Source organism: Zobellia russellii (genome assembly GCF_018728565.1).
GTDB lineage: Bacteria > Bacteroidota > Bacteroidia > Flavobacteriales > Flavobacteriaceae > Zobellia > Zobellia russellii.
The window spans coordinates 603,950-627,799 of sequence record NZ_JACSOI010000003.1 but is presented as its reverse complement, the minus strand read 5'-3'; the positions used below and the strand labels follow the sequence as shown (position 1 = coordinate 627,799).

Sequence of the window (23,850 nt, the reverse complement as noted above, 5' to 3'; positions counted from 1 at the left end):
AGCCAAAAACGTAACTAAATGAAAAGCCTTACAAAAGAAGAAATAAAAGATAGGCTTATTCGCAGGGCCGCAGATCATTGGGGTGTGGACGATATGGAAATAGAATACTCCTTTGATCCTATTGTGGGTATTCTTTTTGATGCCTGTGCACATGAGTTTGAACGTATTTCAGATACCATAAAAACGAGCCGTACCAAAGTCACGGAACGTTTGGTAGACCTCCTTACCCCAGAAATATCAGTAACCGCCAAGCCAGCGCATGCCATTATGCATGCCTTGCCTATTGATGATAAGATGGTAATCAATGAACGAAGCCAGTTCTTTCACCGAAAAAGAATGCCCTTGTTCAGAGATAGCGGAAAGGAAGATTTTAAGGATTTTTTCTTTTGCCCATCGGGTGAATTTACCGTAAACAACTGCGAACTAAATTATATTGCTTATCCCAATAAAGTGGTCTCGCACCAAAATCACCGGACCACACCTTGGCTTAAAAGTTCCGATTTTGAAGGTAGCACTGAAAACTCCAGTATTTATATTGGTATAAAGCCCGCCCCTGGTGTAAAAACCCTTAATGATTTACTGTGTTATTTTGACCTTCTAAATTTTGCAAATAAAGAGCTTTTGGTACACCACCTAGGTATTGCGGACTGGTCTATAAACGGGGAGTCACTAAATGTATCCAAGGGATATGCCCAGCGAGAAATCGTTAAAGACGATTATAGCGCCTACATTAACGAGAGCATTCAAAGTAAGATTCAATTTTACGAGGAATACGTAAGAGAGTTCTATAGAAATCATTTTTACACCGTAGAAGGAAGTATTGACATAAAAGGAAAGCTCAAAAAATACCCTGAAGCCTTCAAGGCCTTCATGAAGCAAAAAGATCTTGATGCTCTTACTACTCCGCTGTTATGGATTAAAATAGAATTTTCTACAGTGGTTTCTGCCGAAATGCTGGACAATCTACATTTTCACGTGAATTGTTTTCCTGCGTTGAATAAGAAATTGCACAATGTTAATAAAAGGCTACAGCCCAACTTTAATATCATTCCATTGGAATCTGGAGACGATTTCTTTTTAGATGTCCAAAACGTACTGGGTGATAGCGGAAACGAATATTATGTTCGAGATAGAAACAAAAAGGATGATGCAAGACCTCAAGCCTATTTGCGTTATGGTGGAGTGAGCAGATTTGACGAACGCGATGCTTCGGAACTGTTAAATTACACCCTAGACCTACTTAAAGAAGACAGCGTAGCTTTTTCGGCCATGGGCGATGATTTTATCAATTCAAACTTAAAAGACCTTAAACAGATTGTTTCACGGATTGAACAACAGATAGAACTGCGCAATTTCAGAAAACACAAAATTTCTTATTTAATAGTAAACCGAAATAGTGTAGAGAAGAATAGGGACAAAATTGTCTTTACCGATTATTGGACGACTACAGGGGAAAAAGCGAACAAAATAAACCCTTACAGTAAATTGTTTCAGTACTCGGGAACCGCTTTTAAACCGGATACATTAGTGTTTATTACCGGTAGCTTGGGCGGCCATGACGAACCCAACCCTAGCGAGAAAATTTATGCCTATAGGGAACAGATTTTATCAAGAGGGCGCATTATAACACGGCAGGATATTATACACCATTGCTATGCCGTCTTTAAGGATGCCATTAAAAAGGTAACCGTAGAAAAGGGAGTTATGGTTTCACAGGACAATGGCGTAGGCTACACCCCTACAACTGATATTCATATAACTCGGAGCGCAGATGCGGATTATAGCGAGACAGATTGGGAGCACTTGAAAAAAGAGTTACTTATAGGAATAAAGACCAGATCGGCCAATGTTTTGCCTTTTCGGGTTTTCTATACCTAGAAATATATAACTAGTTAATCTCTCTTACCGTTGAATATTAGTTAGTAAGATAAATTCTTAGTTCTTTTTCGGTTCTGTATGTTACTAATTGGTGTTTGGCCGAAATGGGCAAGCCTGTAAAAAATGATTTGAAAATCAGTTGCATATTCAACTGCATTTTCAGTTCAAACAATGTAAAGTAATGGAATTTCTTCTCTAAGAAATAATTTACATAAAAAGCTTGTACGAAATGCCGTTCATCGATTTCAATTATGATTTTTTGGTAACTCTTATAATTCTAAATACCTTAAACCGCTTAAACACAACCGCATGTCTAAAATCGTAGAAATCAAGCTTATTTTAAATGGTAATGCTTTTCTTCCAAAATCTGGTTATTCCGTTTCAATAGAACAGGCTATAGGTGGCCATAGTACTTTCCGTATCGCTTTTCCTGCTCATGCGACGGAGACCTATGCAGGGCCCCTTATGGAAAATGCCCTCGGATATATCGGCAAGAAAATGTCTATTGGGCTTAATTCGGGGCAAATGGAATTTACGGGTATTATCACCAATGTAGACCTTCAAAAAGGAAACGGTGCAGCGGGCACCCTCGTAATCTCAGGCCATGGACCATCGGTTCTATTGGCCAATTCGTCGCAATGCTTAAGTTACGAAGAGGGCACATCGCTATCACAAGTAGTAGAAGACACCCTAAAAGGGCATTCCACCGATATTTTGAAAAAAAGCATAGGAACGGGTACAGATGTTACATTACCCTATACCGTGCAATACAACGAGAGCGACTTATCATTCTTACAAAGACTCTGTAGTCGATACGGGGTATGGCTTTATCACAACGGCCGGGATTTTTGCATAGGAAAAAAAGGTAGTGCCACGCTGAATGGTGTATATGGAGTTGATGTACTTTCCTTTAACCTATCCACTTCGTTAAAAGAACAAGTTTTTGATATTAAAGGCCATGATTGGGTAAACGACACGCTTTTGGAAGCAAGTTCAACCTCCCACATAGCTAATTCATCTCATCCTTACCTCTCCCCTGTTAAAGGCGAATCGGATGCGGTTTTCGTAAAAAAAGGAAATTACGACTATACTGTTGGTCAACACGAATATAGTGCACAAGGCGGCCTTGATACAGCCACCAAAGTAAATACCTTGGGCAGGGCATCGGGTATGGTTACCGCTTCAGGTACTTCCGAAATCGTAGCTTTGCGAGTAGGTGATACGCTGTCTTTAAACGGACTTAATTTCTCAGACCCAAAAAACCAAGACCCTTACGGATCTTACGATATTATAAAAGTAGTGCACCGTTTTGACCATAGCGGACATTACAGCAATTCCTTTGAGGGCGTACCCGAAGGTACCGAACACTTACCCTACTCTAACAGTTTCGCCTTTCCTAGAGTAGCCGATCAACGCGGTCTTGTACTCGACAATGCAGATCCGGACGGACTGGGCCGAATAAAAGTACAGTTTCCATGGCAAAAACCTATGGGTACCAGTACCCCATGGATAAAAGTACCTACCCCATATAGTGGTAGTGGAAAAGGGTTCTATTTTATCCCGGAAAAAGAAGAAGAAGTATTGGTTGGTTTTGAAGGTGGCAACCCGGAAAAACCGTATGTTCTGAGTTCTGGTTACAATGCCAACGCCAAAAGTGGCTTTGATGATCCGGACAACAACATTAAAGCTATCAAGACCCGCAGTGGACACTTGATTGAGCTTAACGATACGGAGGGCGAGGAAAGCATTACCATAACGGACAAAAACAGCAACAAGATTTTCTTGAATACCAAAGACAGTAGCATTAGTATTACCGCTCCCGGGAATTTATCTTTAAATGCCGATACTATTGATATTAAGGCTAAAAATGCATTGACGATGAAGTCAGAAGAATCTACTATTGCCATTGGCGCCAAAGATGCAATTGGTATGCACAGTACGGAAGCTACGGTTCAAATTAGTGGTAAAGAAAATGTAGATTTTCGAAGTACGGAAGCAGAGGTCAAAATCAAAGCGAAGACCACCACCAATATTGTTGGAAACAAAAAAGTGGATATCCTTTCTGGAAACGAGCTAGCCATGCATGGCAAGTCTACAAGTAAACTTACCGGTGGTGAAGTTCATGTAAATAAAGGTTAAGATGGAGGTAGAACTGCAGATAAACCCTTATGCCCTACAGCATAAAAACTACCGTCATACAGCAAAATCCATTGTAGCAACTAAGGATATGATGATGAAAAACTCATCTGAAGCCGTTTTACAAAAAACCTACAAACAGCCCAACATATCTGGTAAGGGACTCGTTTTTGATGTAAAAACAATTTCCGAAAAATTTGGGAAAGGGAGTGCTACGGAGAAGCTTAACCGAGAAATGAATACTTTATTACATGAGATTACTGTGGGTACCGATGGAAATGGAAGTTTCAAAAAAATATATAACAAGCCAACCGTAATCGAAAAATGGAACAAAGTTCGAAAACAATGGAAAAAAGAAGCCAACAAAGATACTCGTGAGCAAATAAACAAAACCATCGCCATTGTAGAAGAAAACCTTACCAATGGCAGTTTTGAAAAGGAAGTAGCGAACCAAGGCGCACTTTACTTTTTATTTCCGGGATTATACAGAACCTATAGTTCTAATTCTGAAACGATAGTAAAGCGGCAGCTTGCTAAATTTTTGGTCACCCAGCCTTTACCTTTAAAAATAGAATATAAGTTAATTTCACCGGGCAACGCCAAGGACCCCATAGTTATAGAAGGTATTGGAACCGTTGATGAAGAGAAGTTAGATGCCAAGGAACTGACCAAGTTCATACGCACACTTAAGGATAAAATAGACATGAAGGTGGAGCTTCAGGTGGACTATAAAGAACGTTTGGAGTTTGACCGCGAGCATTGGCTAGTTAAGGGAACACAACAAGTAAAAGTTAAGATTCCGGGTTTTTATATGACCGAGAGCAAACAGGAAATCATTGAACTAGAAAAAGATACACATGGCGAATAAAAAATATGTACCGCAAGGCACCTATTTAGCCTGTGATAAGGGCACTGTGCCCATGGAGTTCATGATTACGAACAACAATAATTCGTTCTTGTTTGACGAGCCCGTAGCTAATACAGGAGACATGGTTCCTATGGTAAACGTACAGCCCATGGGAGTTTGTACCGTTACCAGCAGTGCATGTGTGCCCGCACCTATCATGTGGGACGGTTTTGAAGATGGCATCTTTGTAGGCCTCTTTAACCCTTTGTTGGAAGACTCGGTATTGCCGTGCGGTGTTGGCGGAAAAATAGAAATCTTCTACTCTTTAGAAGAAGCCACAGCTGCCTGTGCCGAAGAGGAATCCAGCTTTTGGGAGACTTTGGGGAAAGTAGTACTTGTGGTGGCTGCCGTAGCACTCATTGTAGTTACTGGTGGAATGGCCATTGCCGCCATTGGGGCCGTGGCAGCGGCTTCGGGAGCATTGGCAACGGGTATAGCCGTAACCGTTGCCGCATTGGAGGTGGCAGGGTGTCTTTTAACCGTAAAAGCATTGTACGATTACTCCCAAGACGGAGATGAAGAAGCCTTATTTAAAGAAGTTGCCCTAGGTTTCTTATTTTTGGGTGCTGGAAAGGCTGTGGAGAAAGGGTTTAGGGCATATAAACTATCAAAAGCTGAAAAACTTGCCCGTCAAATGGAAATTGATAAGCAAGTTCTGAAAGCTATGAACCCTAATGCTGCAGGGAATAATATTCTAAAGCTAAGTAAAGGAGGGGACGAGGCATTAGAAGCCGCTTCCAAGAATGCAGATGAAGCTTTTGATGCGGCCAAAGCTACTAACAAGCAAAAAGGAAATTATGGTGAAATAAAATCAGCGGATAACTTGGTTAACAATAAGGCTTTGAAGGATGCTGGATATGACCTTACAAAAATAGGCGATTCTGCACCATCAACACTAGATGATAAAATTGTTAAAGGTATTGATGGTATCTATGAAAATGCCACACCGCCACCTAAATTTGTAATTGATGAAGCCAAGTTCAACACTGCTGGTTTAGGGAAAACCAAAAGTGGTAAACAAATGTCTGATGATTGGATAAAAAGTGATAACTATAAGAGATTACAAGATCAAGTTGGTCCTAAAAAAGCCAAGGAAATTTCCAGGGCAATGCAAAATGGAGAAGTAGAAAAAGTACTAAGTAGAGTTGATAAAGCAGGTAATGTATCAACAAAGCAGTTAGACAGTGCTGGCAATATAATTGGCAATTGGCCATAACACTAAACATATTATGAACCTGAGAGATACACTAAATACAAGAGAAGGATATCAAGAATTAATCGATGACTCAATCGAAACCATTAAAGAAGATAAAGAGAGAATTATATCTCTAACCAAGGATATAGAAAATGGCATACAGAATTATCCTAGGCCCAACAAAGAAATAATAAAGGCCATAAAAGACGATTTTGCTGATAAATATTTTGATGTTTTCCTCACCAAATATTCAATTGGTGAACCTGTAAAAGAAATTATTGAATTAGTAGAAATTTTTAATTTGCAGCTAGTTGACTCTTGGGAAATTGAAAGTGGTTACGTTCAAATGGTAAACGCCTTATCTATAGGGATTTTAGTAGAAATTGAAAATTCCAAATTCGACAAATTAGTTAGATTGGTAGAACGAGATAATGTAAACGATTATCTAATCGATTTTTTAATTCGTCATAGAAAACCTGATTGGCCACAATCGGATAAATTCCTTTGGAACAAACCCTATAAGGGAATTTCTGAAATCGTAACCCTATCACAAGAAGATAAAGCAAAAGCCCTTGAAAGATTAAAAAAGTATCTTAGCGAATGGTATAGAAACCTAGAAATCAAGACCCACGAAAGTAAATGGAACATACATACAGGCTATTGGTGTTGGGAAGCAGGTGCTATAGCAAAAATCCTCGGTCTTGACGATAGTAGCCTAAAAGACCAGCAATACTACCCATATGATATGGTACATTGGAAAGACTAGACTAATGAAGAAAATTAGCTCCCTATTAGACTTAGCAGAATTACTAACTGAGGACACCTCCTTAATATCGGAGGTACAGCTGGCCGAAAACCAACCTTTAAACTACTTGAGCCAATTTACCAATGTATTACAAGAACGTGGTATTGATAAACCTGTACCCGAGCTTCCCTGGCTTGCCATGGTAGACGGTTTGGCCAGACGCGACCTTTTAATAGAACTGGATTGGAAAGATGACCCAGAAGAACTTGTCTCGACAGCACTTCAATTATTTAAGGGCCATACAGATTATGATTCAATTTCTAAACAATTATTAAAAATAGAACCTTTTATAGACGAGGATATAGAGGAATTTATACCACAACTGAACCGGAAACTTGAATCGAGTAAGGTGCAATTAATTTGGTTGGATATCGATAGCGACAGTTACCCATTAACAACTATTTCCCTAGCCGATTTGACTGCCGCAAAACAATTGGCCATTAAGGCTGGTTATGGCACTATAAAATCTTAATCCCCCGCTAGCGCTCGTTTGCAACGAGTACCGTTCAGCGTAAGAAACAACAAACAAAGCTATCTAAACATTTAGATAGCTTTTGTATTTTTAGACAATGAGCAGAAAGTACAAGTTTAAAAATCCAACAGCGGCCTATTTTGTTTCTTTTGCTACGGTATATTGGATAGATGTATTTACCAGACAAGAATATTTCAATATCCTACTGGAAAGTATAGACTATTGCAGAAAAGAAAAAGGCATGGAGTTATATGCTTATTGTTTTATGCCTAGCCATATACATTTAATTTTTAGGGATTCTAATGAAACCCCAATGAATCTATTAAGAGATTTTAAAAAACATACCTCTAAAAAAATCCTAAAAGCAATTGAGGAGAACCCTACCGAAAGTAGAAAAGAATGGTTACTATGGATGTTTGAAAGAGCTGGAAAACAAAAAGGAAATATATCTAAATATCAATTTTGGCAGCACAACAACAAGCCCATTGAACTATGGAGTACTGCCGTTATAAAACAAAAAATAGAATATATTCATAGCAACCCGGTTGTTTCCGGATTTGTTTGCGACCCAATAGATTGGAAATACTCTAGTGCTAAAAATTTTGGGGATGATCATACGGTCCTAAAAATTGACGATATTGGTTTCTTAGAATAAAACTGGTACGGCACTCGTTACAAACGAGCGCTAGCGGGGGTAGCCACGCAGATATAAATGCTGATATGAGTACAAGGGTAAATGGTGTTAAACATCAATTTAATGCAGGAGAAATTAGTGCCTCTCAAGCTAGAAAGAAAATTAGTGCTATTCAGAAAGTAGAAAGAAAAAGATTAAGTTCTCGAAAAGGAAAAATACCAATTAGATGTAGTTAAAATTTTAATTATGACTGAACAAGAAATTAGAAAAATAGCAGACGATAAAATAATTGATTATGCAAAAACAGTCAATCCGATAGAATGGCACAAAATGGCCATGGATTGGAACTATGATAGTAGTAAAACTTTTTTGAAATGGTTAATTACAAATCAACAAACAGAAAAAGCAACTATTCTAATGATTTATTGGATGTCTAGTCCTAAACATGGTTTTGAATATCAAAATGAGATTGAACAAAAATATACTTCTGGATTTTATAGTAACCAAAATTTAAGTTTTAACCCAAAAGATGATGATGGTTTAGACTGGACACAAGAATATCCTGATTTAGATAATAGCAATATACCACCAGTTATGTATGATAAAATAGATGGAGAAAAAGTATTGAGTTCAGAGGAATATATTGAAGGGATCCCAGAAAACATTTTTAATGAAATTGAAAATTTATATGAGGAATACGAAGTAGATTAAGCCCCCGCTAGCGCTCGTTTGCAACGAGTGCCGCACGGAGTAAGAAACAACAAACCAAGAGCTATCTAAACATCTAGGTAGCTTTTGTATTTTAGACGAGAACTAAAGTTGGGATATCCTGAAAGAATGGCCCAAGCAAATCCTATAACATCACTTTACTTCTGCTAATCATCAGCTACGCAATCAAAATTGAGAACTATTGGGCTTCTCGGTTCAAAATCAATATCATCCCTATAATCTATTACCTCAAAATTATGCTCGGGCCAGACAATATTGGTCGGGTTACAGGAATCATACACAAGGCAATCTATTATTTTATTATTCCCTGTGTTTTCGGCAGTACCGAAAGCTGCGAATATTAAGGAGTTAGAGGTAGGATTACCTCTTCCTTGTCCTAGCTCGCCACAAATGATTTCTTTAGCGCGAATTCTAGTGAACGTAACATTTTTAGAACCTTCTACGGAAGAAACAACGCCGTTACCCATTTCTAAAAAGTCCACATCCTCTACTACACCACCGTAACCGCCACGGGCACCTTCGGTATTTTGGTCCTCAAATAAAACACCCACGCCTGTTGGACTGTTATTCCCTATTATAAGACCTTTCTTTATTTCTTGCCCTGCACTTTTATAGATGCTTATATTGTCTTCTGTCCAAGCTACATTGCGATCATTGATGACAGAAAAATTCTCAAGTAAGCCGCCTATGCATTTGTCATACTGTACAAATTGTCCTCTAGGATAAGGACCTCTCATATTATGCCCTTCTATGTACGTTAATTCAGATGCATCACATTGGTTTAATCGAATTCCGGTAGAACCATCTTCAACTTTTACATTAGTAATGACCAGATTAGGAGAATTAAAGCCTTCAATACAGTTTCTGGTAAAATCCTCTAAAGGACCTGCAGAAGGTGCATTGGTATACTTAACGTAGCAATTTTTTATGGTCAGGTTATCGGCGTTTGAAAATTTAATTCCCATGTATGCACCTGTATATTCAATAATACAATTAGAGATTACCACGCCCTTGTAGTTATTGACCTCTATACCATGCTGACTGGATGTTTTAATAAATAGATTTTCTATTTGTTGATGATCCTCGTTAACAACAATAGGTCCGGATTCTTGTAAATTAGATTTACAGAGATTACTAGTAATGTTAGGCAAAACTTTATAGGTTACCGCTGTTCCATTTTCTGCTGTTACGGTATAAGTGACTTCATTGCTAAAATCTTGAACAGTTTTTGATAGCGGACTAATATCGGCTCCAGAACTAACTGTTATTGTTGGTGTCAGTTCTTCAATGGAAAGCATTAAGGAATTGAGCGTAACATGGATGGTATTATCGTCTTCATTTAAGGTGCCGATTATGTCGGTAGAAAGCCCTTCGTTATCAACGGATTTAAAAGTGAATTCAGTAATTTTTGCCTCTGTATCAACAACCGGTTCCTCTGGCAAATCCTCTGTTTCGCTTATTTGGTTTGGACCATCACTTTCTGTTGAGCAAGAACCAAGAGCCGATAACATTGTTATCAATACAACTAATAGTACTATTGCATTGGAGTACATCGGTTTATGTTGAATTCTAGCCATAAATCTAATTCTTCAGTTTACTTATAAAATAGGGACATACTTCAGTAAGCGTTTAGATTAGATAACTAATAATAATTGTATTTGTTGTCTTTAAACTATACCTTGAAACCTTATTTATATAAATAACAGCCCTAATGAAAATTTCCCTACTATTTCTCCTGTCCACACTACTCTACTGGCCCTTAAGTGCGCAGAACACCTCTGAAAACTGGATTGAAACCAAAGCTAAGATTACCGAAATACACAACAACATAAAGGCAAGGGGTACAAGGTCGTTCGCTACGGTTGCCTACATGGATGAAGATGGCAACCAATATAAAAGTAGGGTTGAACTGTTGGCAATCCCTTTTATTGGCACTTTAAAATCCGTAGACGATTCGGTAACGGTTTATTACGATTCCGCAAATCCAACGTTAGCAAAATCTCCCGAAACCTCTTTTATACAGTCCTACGGGCTTTACCTTTTAATTGGTCTGGGTATCTTATTTTCGCTCTACAATTTCAGAAAAAAAATGGGGAGCAACGCTACTTAATACAATTGCTATTGTAGTGTATTGGGTATGGAGAAACATCATATCACAAGCTTAAAAGCCCAGTGAGTTGAAACGTGTATAGGAAAGTTGTTTTCCCATGGAAGAATTAGTAGCCTACAATTAAAACAAAACCAATTGTAGGTTATAGATACATATTACTTGCCAGGCTTAATTTGTTCCGCGTTTAAACTCAACATTACAGAGCGTTCCCTACCCTCCTCTTCTTTGAGCAGCACATAAATATTCTGACCTTTGCCCAAAGCAAAATCTTTACAGATAAATACTAAATTATTGGCACTGTGGGCAGCAATGGATTCTTGTAAGTTATAAACGAACAATTCTTTCATTTCTATTTCGTGATTCCCTTTTAGTGATTTTATAAAAAACTTCAATGACTTCACTTTAAAATCGGTCCATGAATCATTTTTAATTTCCATCACAAAATGCAAATCATTATGGTCCTTGATAATATTGTTTAGGTGTAGCCCTATTAAATTAATAGTGTTGGAGCTTTTCTTAAAGCGGGATTTTTTTAAATAACTATTTTCACAAAAAATCTGATAATAGCTTTCCCTATCCGAATTGTAGAGACTGCTTCCTGTATTTTCTGGCGTTTCGTCCTCTACAGAGTCATAGATCTCTTCCTTAGCTGGAGTCTCTTTATTTACATTTCTTTTTTCTTTGGATGTGGTAGGTGTTAACGGTTTGTTAGAGCCAGCCTCCACAACCGGCTTTTTGTTGTTGGGTTCTTCGTTATGATGAACTACATCTTCATTTTTATTACTACTGACTGCAACAGCACTAGAACCTTTTAACGTTCCAATGGCTTGATCCGTGGCCAACACATACGTAAAGTTGTTCACCTCATTATCATATTGCAGTAAAAACGAAAAAATACTCCCATCCTTGGTAATCACGGTAAGATTACTTGTTGCTCCTTTTCTGGCTACAAGAGTGGCCATTGTTGCGTTAGGCTCATAATCAAACTTATAATGGGGAGCTGGCTCAATTACCTTCTCAATTGCCGAAGGAAAAAACAAAGTAACCGTTATACTTTCATTTACGGTAACAGGTATAGGCAAGTTATTCGCTTTCATTGCAATTGTAGTAAACGCAATGAACAAAACAAAAAATGTATTTTTCAGCTTCATTAACAAGTAGGTTTTAAGGTAATTTGGGATATTATACTTTGCCGTTTAGGCACATAGCGCGGTAAAATTATAACCTCTTGTTTAGTTCACACAATTTTTTCGTTGTCCTGATTCTTTAATTTGTTTTACCGACCAAATGCAACATTTTTATCGAAATATAATCGATAAACTACCCTAAAATAAAATTACATAACACAAAAATACTCGGGTATTACATAAGTTGAACATCGTAATTTTCAACTACATTAATTTCTTAACAACGTCCACTTTCATTAGATTTGTGTGCTTAGAATTTAAATAAAATGAATACAAAAAAGACATTATTCGATAAAGTTTGGGATTCACATGTGGTACAACACATAGAAAATGGACCAGATGTGCTCTTCATAGACCGCCACATGGTTCATGAAGTAACAAGTCCCGTTGCTTTTTTAGGTATAAAAACTAGGGGCATTCCAGTGATGTATCCAGAAAAGACGTTTGCTACGGCAGACCATAACACCCCTACCATTAACCAACATTTGCCTGTAGAGGATCCTCTATCTGCAAATCAGTTGCGTATGCTAGAGGAAAACTCCAATGAATTTGGTATTTCATATTGGGGACTTGGCCATGAAAAAAACGGTATCGTTCATGTTGTAGGGCCGGAATATGGTATTACACAACCCGGCGCTACTATTGTTTGTGGTGATTCTCACACATCTACTCACGGTGCTTTTGGGGCAATTGCCTTTGGTATCGGTACTTCGGAAGTAGAAATGGTTTTGGCCTCTCAGTGTATTATGCAGACCAAACCAAAAAGCATGCGAATTAATGTTGAAGGCAGCTTAGGTAGAGGCGTTACACCTAAAGATGTTGCACTTTATATTATTTCACAATTAACAACTTCCGGTGCTACAGGTTACTTTGTAGAATATGCCGGACAAGTTTTCCGTGATATGACTATGGAAGGCCGTATGACGGTTTGTAACCTTAGTATTGAAATGGGTGCCCGTGGTGGAATGATTGCTCCGGACGAAAAAACTTTTGAATATGTAAAGGGTAGAGAATTTACACCAACCGGTGAAGCATGGGACAAAGCTATGGCTTATTGGAAATCCTTACCTACCGAAGAAGGTGCTGAGTTCGATAAAGAAATTACTTTTAATGCTGCCGATATAGAACCGATGATTACCTATGGTACCAACCCTGGTATGGGCATCGGAATTTCTAATGGTATTCCGCAAGCGGATGCTGTAGAAGGTGGTGTTGCTACGTATAAAAAATCGTTGCAGTATATGAACTTCAATGAAGGCGATAGTATGATGGGCAAACCTATCGATTTTGTTTTCTTGGGAAGTTGTACCAACGGTAGAATTGAAGATTTTAGATTATTTACCTCTTTGGTAAAAGGACGCTCAAAAGCGCCTAACGTTACGGCATGGTTGGTTCCTGGCTCTCATAAAGTTGAAAAAGCAATTAAAGACGAAGGTCTTTTGGCCATTTTGAACGAAGCCGGCTTTGAACTTCGCGAACCGGGTTGTTCCGCTTGTTTGGCAATGAATGACGATAAAGTTCCTGCCGGGAAATACGCGGTAAGTACTTCTAACAGAAACTTTGAAGGAAGACAAGGCCCAGGTTCCAGAACCCTATTGGCAAGTCCGCTAGTTGCAGCAGCGGCAGCTGTTACAGGAAAGGTTACCGATCCAAGGGAATTATTGGAAGTTGAAACCGCCTAAGTTTATTTATATCTAAAATCAGAATTACAATTTGAAATTATGGCATACGATAAATTCAATACTTTAAAATCATCGGCAGTACCACTTCCTATAGAGAACGTGGACACCGATCAAATTATACCGGCTAGATTCTTAAAAGCTACCGAGCGTAAAGGTTTTGGCGATAATCTTTTTAGAGATTGGCGTTATAACGGCGATGGTTCCGAAAAGAAGGATTTTGTTCTTAACAATCCTACTTACAGTGGTAAAATCTTAGTTGGAGGAAAAAACTTTGGTTCAGGTTCCTCTCGTGAACATGCTGCTTGGGCTGTTTATGATTATGGGTTCCGTTGTGTGGTTTCCAGTTTCTTCGCAGATATCTTCAGAAACAACTGTCTGAATATTGGCGTGCTTCCCGTTCAGGTGAGCGCAGACTTTCTTGATAAAATATTCAAGGCGATAGAAGCTAATCCAGAAGCAACTTTTGAAGTTAGCCTACCGGAACAAACCATTACCATAGAAGGCAGCGGAGAGTCCGAAAGCTTTGACATAAACGCATACAAAAAGGCAAATATGTTGAACGGTTTTGATGACATTGACTACCTTTTGAACATTCAGGAAGAAATCAAGGAATTTGCAGCGGATAGACCTTTATAACCTTCCATTGCAGACCTGTTAAACGATTACCGCAATCTGCCGGACCATTGGAGTTTCGGCAGGTTGTTTTTTCCTTTACACCAATTACTACAACATCACCTTAATACAAATACAGTTCTAAAGAAACCCTAGAGCAAATGAAAAGAAAACTGGAAATTATGGATACCACGCTGCGCGACGGCGAACAAACCTCTGGCGTATCCTTTTCCGTTTCCGAAAAACTCACCTTGGCCAAATTACTTTTAGGCGAATTAAAAGTAGACCGTATTGAAGTAGCTTCGGCACGTGTTTCCGATGGGGAACTAGAGTCCGTTAAACAAATAGCGGAATGGGCTTCGGCAGAAAACTGTATTGATAAGGTAGAGGTTCTTACGTTTGTAGACGGTGGCGTTTCAATAGATTGGATGAAAAAGGCAGGTGCTAAAGTGCAAAACTTGCTTACCAAGGGTTCATTGAACCACCTTACCCATCAGCTTAAAAAAACTCCGGAAGAACATTTTTCAGATATTGAAAAGGCAATTGCCTTGGCTTCCAAAAATAACATTGACACCAATGTGTATCTTGAAGACTGGAGTAATGGTATGCGCACTTCCAAAGAATACGTTTTTCAATACTTGGATTTTCTTACGCAACAGCCTGTTAAACGCGTTTTACTTCCGGATACATTGGGTGTATTGACACACACCGAAACATTTGATTACACTTCGGAAATTGTAGCGCGTTACCCAAATACACATTTTGATTTTCATGGTCACAATGATTATGACCTTGGTGTGGCAAATGTTATGGAAGCGGTTAAAGCCGGTTGCCACGGACTTCACCTTACGGTAAACGGAATGGGCGAACGAGCAGGAAATGCTCCCATGGCGAGTGCCGTAGCGGTAATAAATGATTTTTTGACGGATGTTAAAATCAATGTAAACGAGTCTTCATTATACAAAGTAAGTAAACTGGTCTCTGCTTTTACCGGAGTGGGCATTCCTTCCAATAAGCCCATTGTTGGTGATAATGTATTTACCCAGACCGCTGGCATACATGCGGATGGGGACAGTAAAAAGAATCTGTATTTTAACGACCTACTGCCCGAGCGTTTTGGTAGAAAAAGAAAATACGCACTTGGAAAAACTTCGGGAAAAGCCAATATACAGAAGAACTTACAAGAATTAGGACTTACTCTTAATGATGAGGAATTAAAAAAAGTTACCCAACGTATTATTGAGTTGGGAGACAAAAAAGAAAGAGTAACCAAAGATGATCTGCCCTATATCATTTCGGATGTTTTGGGTGGTGGAGACGACCATCAACAGAAAGTATTTATCCGGTCGTATGTACTCACTCATTCAAAAGGGTTGCGTCCATCAACTACGGTTTCCTTAGAAATGAACGGAGAACTTTTAGAGGCGCATGCGCAGGGAGATGGACAGTATGACGCTTTTATGAACGCCCTTAGAAAACTCTACACCTCAAAGAAAATGGATTTTCCAAAACTAACGGATTATGCCGTAAGGATTCCGCCAGGAAGTAATTCCGATGCTTTGTGTGAGACCATAATCACTTGGCAGAATGGAAGTAAAGAATTGATTACAAGAGGTTTGGATTCCGATCAAACGGTATCCGCAATCAAAGCAACAGAAAAGATGCTTAATATTATATAAATAGAATCAATACGATAATGAAATTAAACATTGCACTATTGGCCGGAGATGGTATCGGCCCCGAAGTTATTGACCAAGCCGTAAAAGTTTGCGACGCTATCGCAACAAAATATAAGCACGAAATAAGTTGGAAACCTGCGTTGACAGGCGCTGCAGCTATTGATGCTGTTGGAGAGCCTTATCCAGATTCAACACACGAAGTTTGTGCCAGTGCAGATGCCGTTCTTTTTGGAGCCATAGGTCACCCGAGATTTGATAATGACCCTTCCGCTAAGGTGCGTCCTGAGCAAGGTTTATTGAAAATGAGACAAAAATTGGGTCTTTTTGCCAATGTACGTCCAACCTTTACTTTCCCTTCTTTAATTGATAAGTCGCCTTTAAAACGCGAACGTATAGAAGGTACCGATTTGATAATTCTTCGTGAGTTAACAGGTGGTGTATATTTTGGGGAACGCGGAAGAAAAGATGATGGGAATACAGCTTTTGACACCATGACCTATACTCGAGCCGAAATTCAGCGTTTGGCAAAAAAAGGTTTTGAAATGGCCATGAATCGGTCTAAACGTCTTTGTTGTGTTGACAAAGCCAACGTTTTGGAATCTTCACGTTTATGGAGAGAAACCGTACAGGCCATGGAAAAAGATTATCCTGAGGTTGAAGTTTCTTATGAATTTGTGGATGCCGTTGCCATGCGTTTGGTACAATGGCCAAAAGGATACGATGTAATCATCACAGAAAACCTATTTGGAGATATCCTAACGGATGAAGCTTCCGTAATTTCAGGTTCTATGGGATTAATGCCTTCTGCTTCCGTAGGTGAAAAAACAAAATTGTACGAGCCCATACACGGTTCTTACCCACAAGCCGCAGGAAAGGATATCGCCAACCCATTGGCAACCGTACTTTCAGCAGCTATGCTATTTGAAGATTTCGGTCTACAGGAAGAAGCCGAGGACATCCGTCGTGTAGTAAACAAGTCTTTAGCCGAAGGCATCGTAACCGAAGACCTTTCCGAAGACGCCAAATCGTACAAAACAAGCGAAGTTGGTGATTGGTTGGCCAAGAATGTTTAAGTAGATTATAATCAAAATAATACTAAAAACCTCCCAAGATTAACTTGGGAGGTTTTTTATTATCATCAATAATGTAATTTATATTTTAAACTACACAATACACTTCGCCTAACTATTATAAGCCAATTTTCTATATTTATTTGCTTTTTGCCTTCTATACACCAAAATTGAAACAGCCATAACCACGCCAATTCCGGCAAGGACTGCTCCTACAATTCCAGAATATACTACTCCAAAACCATAGGCTATTGGCAAACCGGCCAAGTAAGCACCCGAGGCATTTCCCATATTAAAAGCGCTTTGATTCATTGAAGAACCCAACATTTCATTTCCTTTTGATGTATTGATAATTGCCATCTGTATGGGTGTTGAAACCGTAAAAGAAGCCAATCCCATTAAAAAGGTCATAATCAATAATAACTGCGGGCTTGATGCAACTACCGCGTTTATCAACAATAAAATAACCATAATACTTAAACTTATAGCTACTGCCTTTAACGGTGCGAACCACTCCGCCATTTTTGCCCCCAAGAAATTACCGACTACCATACCAAGACCGGCTAAAATCATAGCATAACTAACCATATGTTCTCCCATTCCGGCAATATCGGTCACTAATGGAGCTATATAGCTATACCAAGCAAAAAATCCGCCGGTCCCAATCGTTGTCAAAGCAATAAGTGCCCATAATTCACCATTTTTTAACCCCTTGTTCTCGTTAGATCGTTCCTTAGGAAGGTCTGGCGTTATTTTTGGCATCCAAAAAAGCACACTTAAAATTGCCATAAACCCAACGATTCCAACCATAAAGAAAGACAAACTCCAATCATAGTGATGTCCTATATACGTTCCCGTTGGTACACCAATAACGTTGGCAATTGTTAACCCGGAGAACATTACGGCAATTGCTTGAGCTGATTTTCCTGCCTTGACCAACTTACCGGCAACTACGGCACCTATTCCAAAAAAGGCTCCGTGCGGTAATCCCGATAAGAATCGAGTAATCAATAATGTGATATAACTATCCGAAAAACCGGATAGTGTATTAAATAAGGTGAACCACCCCATTAATAATAATAAAACCGTTCGTGAATTTAACTTGGCTCCTATTTTGGTTAATAACGGAGCTCCAACTACTACTCCTAGTGCATAAGCCGCAATAGAATGACCAGCTTGAGGAATGGTAATACCTAAACCTTTAGCTACATCAGGAAGAATTCCCATGATAACAAATTCCGTCAATCCAATACCAAAACCACCTATCGCTAAAGCTATTAGCGCTTTTCTATTTGCTGTGTTTGTTTTCATAGCACACACCTTTTTAATTAAACAAAATTTATTTGTAAGATTTGGAGCTTACATTAAAAATTAACAAAAATTTTAAGCAAAGTTATGGCGAGAAAATCAATTAAAAATATGCGCGATTGTCAGATTTATGTTCATAATTACCCATAAAAAAAGAATACCCCTGCAAATAGGGGTAAAATTTTATACTTCAAACCTATGTTAGCGTTTCAGGGGAAACCTTGAAAGATATACAAAGCTACGATTGAAACCTTTGTGCTTTTGTAGTTTAAAGGGATAGATTACAATATATAATCCGTACTAACAAAGTTGGATAGTTTTGCTTCCAATAACTGCTGAATAGTCTCATTGTTTAAGTCGTTATCCTTGAAGGCCACAAACGTTCTAATTGAAAATGAACGCAAAGCATCATGAACGCTCAAAGTAGCTTGAGCTGAGTCTTTTCTTCCGGTAAACGGATACATATCCGGCCCACGCTGGCAAGAACTATTCAAATTTACACGACATACCAAGTTCACCAAAGTGTCTATAAGTGGCGAAAGCGCGTATACATCTTTCCCAAATAAACTCACCTGTTGTCCGTAGTTGCTTTCGGCCATATCGTTTAATGGTTCTTCAATATCCGAGAAGGAAAGTACGGGTACAATAGGACCAAACTGCTCTTCTTGATACACTCTCATATCTTTTGTAACTGGGTATAAAACTGCTGGCCATATATAATTATCAAACCGCTGGCCTCCTTTTTTGTTCTTTATTTTTGCTCCTTTGGTAACAGCGTCGTCTATCAACTCTTGAATATAGTCCGGTTTTCCAGGCTCTGGCAAAGGGGTCAGCTTCACCCCATTGTCCCATGGGTTTCCAAATTTTAAAGCATCTACCCGTTTGGCATAACGTTTTAAAAACTCCTCCCTTATATCTTCGTGTACATATATTACTTTAAGCGCTGTACAACGCTGCCCGTTAAAGGATAAGGTACCTGCAATACATTCATCAATAGTTAAATCTAAATCTGCATCGGGCAGAATAATTGCCGGATTCTTAGCCTCTAACCCTAAAACCAACCGAAGTCTGTTACTCTTAGGATGTTGTTCCTGTAATGCATTGGCAGATTTACTATTCCCTATGAGCGCAAGGACATCTACTTTTCCCGTTTGCATGATAGGTGCCGCCACTGCCCTACCTCTACCAAAAATAATATTCACCACCCCTTTTGGAAAGGAAGATTGAAAAGCTTCCAACAATGGAGTAATCAACAAGACCCCATGTTTTGCCGGTTTAAAAATAGTGGTATTCCCCATGATTATAGCGGGAATAAGTAAGGCAAAGGTTTCGTTTAAAGGATAGTTGTAAGGTCCTAAACACAGTACAACACCCAACGGACCTCTTTTTATATGAGCATAAACTCCATCTTGCTTTTGAAACTTAGCGGAGTTACGGTCTAACTGCTTGTATTCTTCTATTGTATCGTTTATATAGTCTACGGTACGATCAAACTCTTTTTGACTATCAGGTAAAGATTTCCCAATTTCCCACATCAGAAGTTTTACAATGATTTCCCTCTTAGTCTTCATTTGGCGCACGAAATTTTCCATACACTCAATACGGTCCTTTACATGCATAGTTGGCCATACTCCTTGTCCTCTATTAAAAGCTTTCATGGCCCCGTCCAAAGCCTCGATTGCTTCCGGTTCCCCCATATCTGGAATAGTACCCAATAATGTAGGCTTGTATTCTTCTGTAGATGATATAGTTGAGTATACTTCGGTAGTATTACCGGACCACGTTTTTAGTTCGCCATTTACCAAATACTTTCTTTGGTCTATTGTATTATCTATTTGGTATTCTTCGGGTATTGCTTTCATTTTAGGAATGGTTTATTATAGTCATGTAAACTACCTCTAAGAAAGTAGTTATAACGAAAATACATAATTAACAAATTAGATAAGGTTATGAAAATTTTAAATAAGCCTAGCTTTTCAGATTTTCATAAAAGAGTCGCAAATTGTGAAACCCTAGACCAAATATTGAAAAAGGTCTGGTTTATCATTTAGATAATCGCCATAAAAATTATTGGCTTTCATACGCTGCACCAATGGTTTTAAGTCTTCCCGACATTTCAATTCAATACCTACAATAGCCGGGGCATTTTCTCTACTGGATTTTTTAGAATACTCAAAATGGGTAATATCATCGTCCGGACCTAAAATCTCAGCTACAAATTCTTTTAAAGCACCAGGTCTTTGCGGAAACCTAACTATAAAATAATGCTTAAGCTGGCCATAAAGTAGTGCACGCTCTTTGATTTCTGCAGTTCTGGTGATATCATTGTTGCTTCCACTAAGAATACAAACTACATTTTTCCCTTTTATTTCTTCAGCAAAGCCATCTAAGGCAGCAATGGTCAAAGCTCCTGCAGGCTCAACCACAATAGCATCCCTATTGTAAAGGTCTAGAATGGTTTGGCATACTTTTCCTTCTGCAACGGTAACCATGTTATGGAGTCCGTTCTTACAGATTTGAAAAGTAAGATCGCCCACTTTCTGCACTGCAGCACCATCAATGAACTTGTCAATTTTAGAAAGCTCTGTGTTCTTATTGTTTTCTATGGAAGTTTTCATAGAGGGCGCCCCTTCCGGTTCTACCCCGATAATTTTGGTATTGGGAGATAGTTCTTTAAAAACACCTATTAATCCTGAGGCCAGTCCACCACCACCTATTGCAGCAAAAATATAGTCTATCGGCTCTTTGGATTGTTCCAATAATTCCAAACCTACAGTACCTTGCCCCTCTATTACCTTAGGGTCATCAAAAGGATGAATGAACGTTTTTGAATTGTTTTCGCAGAACGTTTTAGCGCTCTTGGAAGAATCATCAAAAGTATCTCCTTCCAAAACAACCGTTACCCACTCACCACCAAACATTTTGGTTTGTTCAATCTTTTGTTTAGGAGTTACGGATGGCATATATACCGTACCCTGAATCTTTAAGTGATTACATGCAAAAGCTACTCCCTGCGCATGGTTTCCAGCACTGGCACAAACAATCCCGTTTTGTCTTTCCTTTTCCGAAAGCGAACTTATCTTATTGAACGCTCCACGAATTTTATACGAACGTACCCTGTGCAAATCTTCTCTTTTGAGTAGAACATTGGCATCATACATTTTGGATAGACGTATGCTGGACATTAAAGGCGTAACCGTGGCCACTTGGGCAATAGTTTCTGCCGCCCTTCTTACATCAGATATATTTGGAAAATAGGTCATATTAAAAAACCCTGTCTAGAATTTTAATTCCCCATAGTAAGGAAGATAAAATAACCGGACAGGGTTGTTCTATTAATTATACAATAGGCTTCATAGCCGTCATAGAAGCACGAAGTCTTGCTCCTACAATTTCTACTGGGTGATCACGAAGTACCTTGTTAACCGTAATTAATTTTGCGTTATCTACACCGTTACCTTTGTCACCGGCATATGCCTTACCAATTACGTCCGTATCTATTTTCTTCATAAAATCGGTCAATAATGGTTTACACGCATGATCGAACAAATAACAACCGTACTCGGCCGTATCTGAAATTACTCGGTTCATTTCAAACAATTTCTTTCTTGCGATTGTATTCGCAATCAACGGAGTTTCATGCAATGACTCATAATAAGCAGACTCACCAATGATTCCAGATTCCGTCATACTTTCAAAAGCCAACTCAACACCAGCTCTAACCATAGCCACCATTAACACACCGTTATCATAAAACTCTTGTTCAGAGATGTTATCATCACCTGCCGGAGTTTTTTCAAAAGCGGTTTCACCCGTTGCTGCACGCCAAGTCAATAAGTTTTTATCGTCATTGGCCCAGTCTTCCATCATTGTTTTAGAGAAATGACCGGTCATAATATCGTCCATATGTTTTTGAAATAGTGGACGCATGATATCCTTTAATTCTTCCGAAAGTTCAAAAGCCTTGATTTTTGCAGGATTGGACAAACGGTCCATCATGTTGGTAATACCACCGTATTTCATTCCTTCGGTAATGGTTTCCCATCCGTATTGAATCAATTTAGAAGCGTAACCGGCATCTATACCTTTCTCGATCATTTTATCGAAACAAAGAATACTTCCTGTTTGTAACAACCCACAAAGGATAGTCTGCTCACCCATTAAATCCGACTTTACTTCCGCTACAAAAGAAGACTCAAGAACACCAGCTCTATGTCCACCTGTACCTGCGGCATATGCTTTAGCTTGCTCCAAACCTTTACCTTCTGGGTCATTCTCTGGATGAACGGCAATTAAAGTAGGTACGCCAAAACCTCTTTTATATTCTTCACGCACCTCAGAACCTGGACTCTTTGGCGCTACCATTATTACAGTAAGATCCTCACGAACCTGAGTACCTTCTTCTACAATGTTAAAACCGTGAGAATAGGATAACGTAGCTCCCTTTTTCATTAATGGCATTACTGCACCAACCACAGCAGTATGCTGCTTGTCCGGAGTTAGGTTGATAACCACATCGGCACTAGGAATCAATTCTTGGTACGTACCAACGGTAAATCCGTTTTCGCTAGCGTTTAAAAAGGATTGTCTTTTTTCTTTAATTGCAGCATCACGCAAGGCATAAGCGATATCCAAACCTGAATCGCGCATATTTAGACCTTGGTTCAAACCTTGGGCTCCACAACCAACAATAACTATTTTTTTTCCTTTTAAAGCTGATACACCATCTGCGAATTCTGAAGCATCCATGAACCTACACTTGCCCAATTGCGTCAGTTGATCTCTTAATGATAATGTATTAAAGTAATTTGCCATTTTTCAATCGTGTTTTTCAAATTCCGTCCAAAGTTATACCAGTATAGCTATTGACCAGAATCCTTTATTAAATTAATTATTGATTTTTATTTAGTTATTAGTCTTGATAAAATTCTTTTAGCAAAGCGGTAATCTGCATTTCTTCTTTAGAAACCGAAATACGCCCAGAACGTACAAACTGCATAATACCAAAGGGCTTCAGTTGATCGTACATTTCATTAATTTCGTTTCTCCTACCCGATTTTGCAATTACAAAAAAGTCCCTGGCAACCGTAACGATTTGCGAATTGTTGTCTTTTATAATATTCTGAATCTGTCTTTCATCAAAAAGTAGATTAGAAGCAATCTTGAATAGAACCGATTCTTGATAAATGGTTTCCTCATCTGTATGATAAAAGGCTTTTATTACCTCTATCTGTTTCTCTATTTGCCCTACGATGTTACGCGTCCACTTCTCGGTAGTATGCACAACTATCGTAAACTTAGAAACACCTTCTATTTCTGATTTTGAAACATTTAAGCTCTCTATATTAATGTGTCTCTTTAAGAATATACCAGAGATTCTATTCAGTAAACCCACATTGTTTTCCGAATATACCGATATGGTAAACCATTGTTTTTCCATTGTTCA

General features: G+C 38.7%; 20 protein-coding genes. 13 read left to right on the top strand and 7 right to left on the bottom strand.

Translation table 11 applies throughout. From position 1 onward, the window contains the following. Positions 1 to 18 precede the first annotated feature (18 nt). The 8 genes from H9565_RS10690 to H9565_RS10655 all read left to right on the top strand — a co-directional run bounded on the left by H9565_RS10690 (position 19) and on the right by H9565_RS10655 (position 8,738). Entirely contained in the window at positions 19 to 1,878 is a 1,860-nt protein-coding gene (locus H9565_RS10690; protein ID WP_215439423.1) for a type VI secretion system baseplate subunit TssF, read from the top strand. A 309-nt stretch (positions 1,879 to 2,187) separates the two neighbouring features. Continuing rightward, a complete protein-coding gene (locus H9565_RS10685; RefSeq protein WP_215439421.1) occupies positions 2,188 to 4,017 on the top strand; it encodes a type VI secretion system Vgr family protein in 1,830 nt (609 codons plus the stop codon). Position 4,018: 1 nt separating this feature from the next. Beyond that, entirely contained in the window at positions 4,019 to 4,882 is an 864-nt protein-coding gene (locus H9565_RS10680; RefSeq protein ID WP_215439419.1) for a hypothetical protein, read from the top strand. Beyond that, complete coding sequence (locus H9565_RS10675; RefSeq protein WP_215439417.1) at positions 4,872 to 6,137, top strand: PAAR-like protein; 1,266 nt, start codon at positions 4,872 to 4,874, stop codon at positions 6,135 to 6,137. Before H9565_RS10680 ends, H9565_RS10675 begins: the two co-directional genes overlap by 11 nt. A gap of 13 nt (positions 6,138 to 6,150) precedes the next feature. Beyond that, the gene (locus tag H9565_RS10670; RefSeq protein WP_215439415.1) at positions 6,151 to 6,882 is read left to right on the top strand and encodes a PoNe immunity protein domain-containing protein; all 732 of its coding nucleotides are present in this window, start codon (positions 6,151 to 6,153) and stop codon (positions 6,880 to 6,882) included. A 4-nt stretch (positions 6,883 to 6,886) separates the two neighbouring features. Further along, the gene (locus H9565_RS10665; RefSeq protein WP_215439413.1) at positions 6,887 to 7,393 is read left to right on the top strand and encodes a DUF6630 family protein; all 507 of its coding nucleotides are present in this window, start codon (positions 6,887 to 6,889) and stop codon (positions 7,391 to 7,393) included. A 97-nt stretch (positions 7,394 to 7,490) separates the two neighbouring features. After that, positions 7,491 to 8,048, top strand: coding sequence for an REP-associated tyrosine transposase (locus H9565_RS10660; RefSeq protein ID WP_215439412.1), 558 nt, complete (start codon positions 7,491 to 7,493; stop codon positions 8,046 to 8,048). 225 nt (positions 8,049 to 8,273) lie between these two features. Next, positions 8,274 to 8,738, top strand: coding sequence for a DUF4274 domain-containing protein (locus tag H9565_RS10655; protein ID WP_215439410.1), 465 nt, complete (start codon positions 8,274 to 8,276; stop codon positions 8,736 to 8,738). Positions 8,739 to 8,902: 164 nt separating this feature from the next. Here the strand turns inward: H9565_RS10655 and H9565_RS10650 are convergent, their stop codons facing one another. Continuing rightward, the gene (locus H9565_RS10650; protein ID WP_215439408.1) at positions 8,903 to 10,333 is read right to left on the bottom strand and encodes a right-handed parallel beta-helix repeat-containing protein; all 1,431 of its coding nucleotides are present in this window, start codon (positions 10,331 to 10,333) and stop codon (positions 8,903 to 8,905) included. A 134-nt stretch (positions 10,334 to 10,467) separates the two neighbouring features. Between H9565_RS10650 and H9565_RS10645 the strand changes: the two genes are divergently transcribed. Continuing rightward, positions 10,468 to 10,866 carry a DUF3592 domain-containing protein gene (locus tag H9565_RS10645; protein WP_215439406.1) on the top strand — a complete coding sequence of 133 codons (399 nt, stop codon included), beginning with the start codon at positions 10,468 to 10,470 and terminating at the stop codon, positions 10,864 to 10,866. Positions 10,867 to 11,021: 155 nt separating this feature from the next. Here H9565_RS10645 and H9565_RS10640 read toward each other — a convergent pair whose 3' ends face one another. After that, positions 11,022 to 12,017, bottom strand: coding sequence for a DUF4138 domain-containing protein (locus H9565_RS10640; RefSeq protein WP_215439404.1), 996 nt, complete (start codon positions 12,015 to 12,017; stop codon positions 11,022 to 11,024). Positions 12,018 to 12,319: 302 nt separating this feature from the next. Between H9565_RS10640 and leuC the strand changes: the two genes are divergently transcribed. The 4 genes from leuC (at position 12,320) to leuB (ending at position 17,099) form a co-directional block, all read left to right on the top strand. Next, positions 12,320 to 13,735, top strand: a complete 1,416-nt coding sequence (leuC, locus tag H9565_RS10635) for a 3-isopropylmalate dehydratase large subunit (RefSeq protein WP_215439402.1) — start codon at positions 12,320 to 12,322, stop codon at positions 13,733 to 13,735. A 39-nt stretch (positions 13,736 to 13,774) separates the two neighbouring features. Further along, positions 13,775 to 14,371 carry a 3-isopropylmalate dehydratase small subunit gene (leuD, locus tag H9565_RS10630; protein ID WP_215439400.1) on the top strand — a complete coding sequence of 199 codons (597 nt, stop codon included), beginning with the start codon at positions 13,775 to 13,777 and terminating at the stop codon, positions 14,369 to 14,371. Between the two features lie 137 nt (positions 14,372 to 14,508). After that, positions 14,509 to 16,026: an alpha-isopropylmalate synthase regulatory domain-containing protein gene (locus H9565_RS10625; protein WP_215439398.1), complete on the top strand. Its 1,518-nt coding sequence runs from the start codon at positions 14,509 to 14,511 to the stop codon at positions 16,024 to 16,026. A gap of 17 nt (positions 16,027 to 16,043) precedes the next feature. Further along, a complete protein-coding gene (gene leuB, locus H9565_RS10620; protein WP_215439396.1) occupies positions 16,044 to 17,099 on the top strand; it encodes a 3-isopropylmalate dehydrogenase in 1,056 nt (351 codons plus the stop codon). 108 nt (positions 17,100 to 17,207) lie between these two features. Here leuB and H9565_RS10615 read toward each other — a convergent pair whose 3' ends face one another. The 5 genes from H9565_RS10615 to ilvN all read right to left on the bottom strand — a co-directional run bounded on the left by H9565_RS10615 (position 17,208) and on the right by ilvN (position 23,844). Further along, a complete protein-coding gene (locus H9565_RS10615) occupies positions 17,208 to 18,407 on the bottom strand; it encodes an MFS transporter (protein ID WP_215439393.1) in 1,200 nt (399 codons plus the stop codon). A gap of 278 nt (positions 18,408 to 18,685) precedes the next feature. Continuing rightward, positions 18,686 to 20,266 (bottom strand): NADP-dependent glyceraldehyde-3-phosphate dehydrogenase, encoded by a 1,581-nt coding sequence (locus tag H9565_RS10610; RefSeq protein WP_215439391.1) that lies wholly within the window; start codon positions 20,264 to 20,266, stop codon positions 18,686 to 18,688. 150 nt (positions 20,267 to 20,416) lie between these two features. Further along, the gene (gene ilvA / locus H9565_RS10605) at positions 20,417 to 21,667 is read right to left on the bottom strand and encodes a threonine ammonia-lyase (protein ID WP_215439390.1); all 1,251 of its coding nucleotides are present in this window, start codon (positions 21,665 to 21,667) and stop codon (positions 20,417 to 20,419) included. Between the two features lie 76 nt (positions 21,668 to 21,743). Beyond that, positions 21,744 to 23,219 carry a ketol-acid reductoisomerase gene (gene ilvC, locus H9565_RS10600; RefSeq protein WP_215439388.1) on the bottom strand — a complete coding sequence of 492 codons (1,476 nt, stop codon included), beginning with the start codon at positions 23,217 to 23,219 and terminating at the stop codon, positions 21,744 to 21,746. Between the two features lie 97 nt (positions 23,220 to 23,316). Continuing rightward, the gene (gene ilvN / locus H9565_RS10595) at positions 23,317 to 23,844 is read right to left on the bottom strand and encodes an acetolactate synthase small subunit (RefSeq protein WP_215439386.1); all 528 of its coding nucleotides are present in this window, start codon (positions 23,842 to 23,844) and stop codon (positions 23,317 to 23,319) included. Positions 23,845 to 23,850 lie beyond the last annotated feature (6 nt).

What these genes read in the sequence shown, in the direction of transcription:
- H9565_RS10690 (WP_215439423.1), top strand. Translation starts at nt 19, where the DNA reads ATGAAAAGCCTTACAAAAGAAGAAATAAAAGATAGGCTTATTCGCAGG.
- H9565_RS10685 (WP_215439421.1), top strand. Translation starts at nt 2,188, where the DNA reads ATGTCTAAAATCGTAGAAATCAAGCTTATTTTAAATGGTAATGCTTTT.
- H9565_RS10680 (WP_215439419.1), top strand. Translation starts at nt 4,019, where the DNA reads ATGGAGGTAGAACTGCAGATAAACCCTTATGCCCTACAGCATAAAAAC.
- H9565_RS10675 (WP_215439417.1), top strand. Translation starts at nt 4,872, where the DNA reads ATGGCGAATAAAAAATATGTACCGCAAGGCACCTATTTAGCCTGTGAT.
- H9565_RS10670 (WP_215439415.1), top strand. Translation starts at nt 6,151, where the DNA reads ATGAACCTGAGAGATACACTAAATACAAGAGAAGGATATCAAGAATTA.
- H9565_RS10665 (WP_215439413.1), top strand. Translation starts at nt 6,887, where the DNA reads ATGAAGAAAATTAGCTCCCTATTAGACTTAGCAGAATTACTAACTGAG.
- H9565_RS10660 (WP_215439412.1), top strand. Translation starts at nt 7,491, where the DNA reads ATGAGCAGAAAGTACAAGTTTAAAAATCCAACAGCGGCCTATTTTGTT.
- H9565_RS10655 (WP_215439410.1), top strand. Translation starts at nt 8,274, where the DNA reads ATGACTGAACAAGAAATTAGAAAAATAGCAGACGATAAAATAATTGAT.
- H9565_RS10650 (WP_215439408.1), bottom strand. Translation starts at nt 10,333, where the DNA reads ATGGCTAGAATTCAACATAAACCGATGTACTCCAATGCAATAGTACTA.
- H9565_RS10645 (WP_215439406.1), top strand. Translation starts at nt 10,468, where the DNA reads ATGAAAATTTCCCTACTATTTCTCCTGTCCACACTACTCTACTGGCCC.
- H9565_RS10640 (WP_215439404.1), bottom strand. Translation starts at nt 12,017, where the DNA reads ATGAAGCTGAAAAATACATTTTTTGTTTTGTTCATTGCGTTTACTACA.
- leuC (WP_215439402.1), top strand. Translation starts at nt 12,320, where the DNA reads ATGAATACAAAAAAGACATTATTCGATAAAGTTTGGGATTCACATGTG.
- leuD (WP_215439400.1), top strand. Translation starts at nt 13,775, where the DNA reads ATGGCATACGATAAATTCAATACTTTAAAATCATCGGCAGTACCACTT.
- H9565_RS10625 (WP_215439398.1), top strand. Translation starts at nt 14,509, where the DNA reads ATGAAAAGAAAACTGGAAATTATGGATACCACGCTGCGCGACGGCGAA.
- leuB (WP_215439396.1), top strand. Translation starts at nt 16,044, where the DNA reads ATGAAATTAAACATTGCACTATTGGCCGGAGATGGTATCGGCCCCGAA.
- H9565_RS10615 (WP_215439393.1), bottom strand. Translation starts at nt 18,407, where the DNA reads ATGAAAACAAACACAGCAAATAGAAAAGCGCTAATAGCTTTAGCGATA.
- H9565_RS10610 (WP_215439391.1), bottom strand. Translation starts at nt 20,266, where the DNA reads ATGAAAGCAATACCCGAAGAATACCAAATAGATAATACAATAGACCAA.
- ilvA (WP_215439390.1), bottom strand. Translation starts at nt 21,667, where the DNA reads ATGACCTATTTTCCAAATATATCTGATGTAAGAAGGGCGGCAGAAACT.
- ilvC (WP_215439388.1), bottom strand. Translation starts at nt 23,219, where the DNA reads ATGGCAAATTACTTTAATACATTATCATTAAGAGATCAACTGACGCAA.
- ilvN (WP_215439386.1), bottom strand. Translation starts at nt 23,844, where the DNA reads ATGGAAAAACAATGGTTTACCATATCGGTATATTCGGAAAACAATGTG.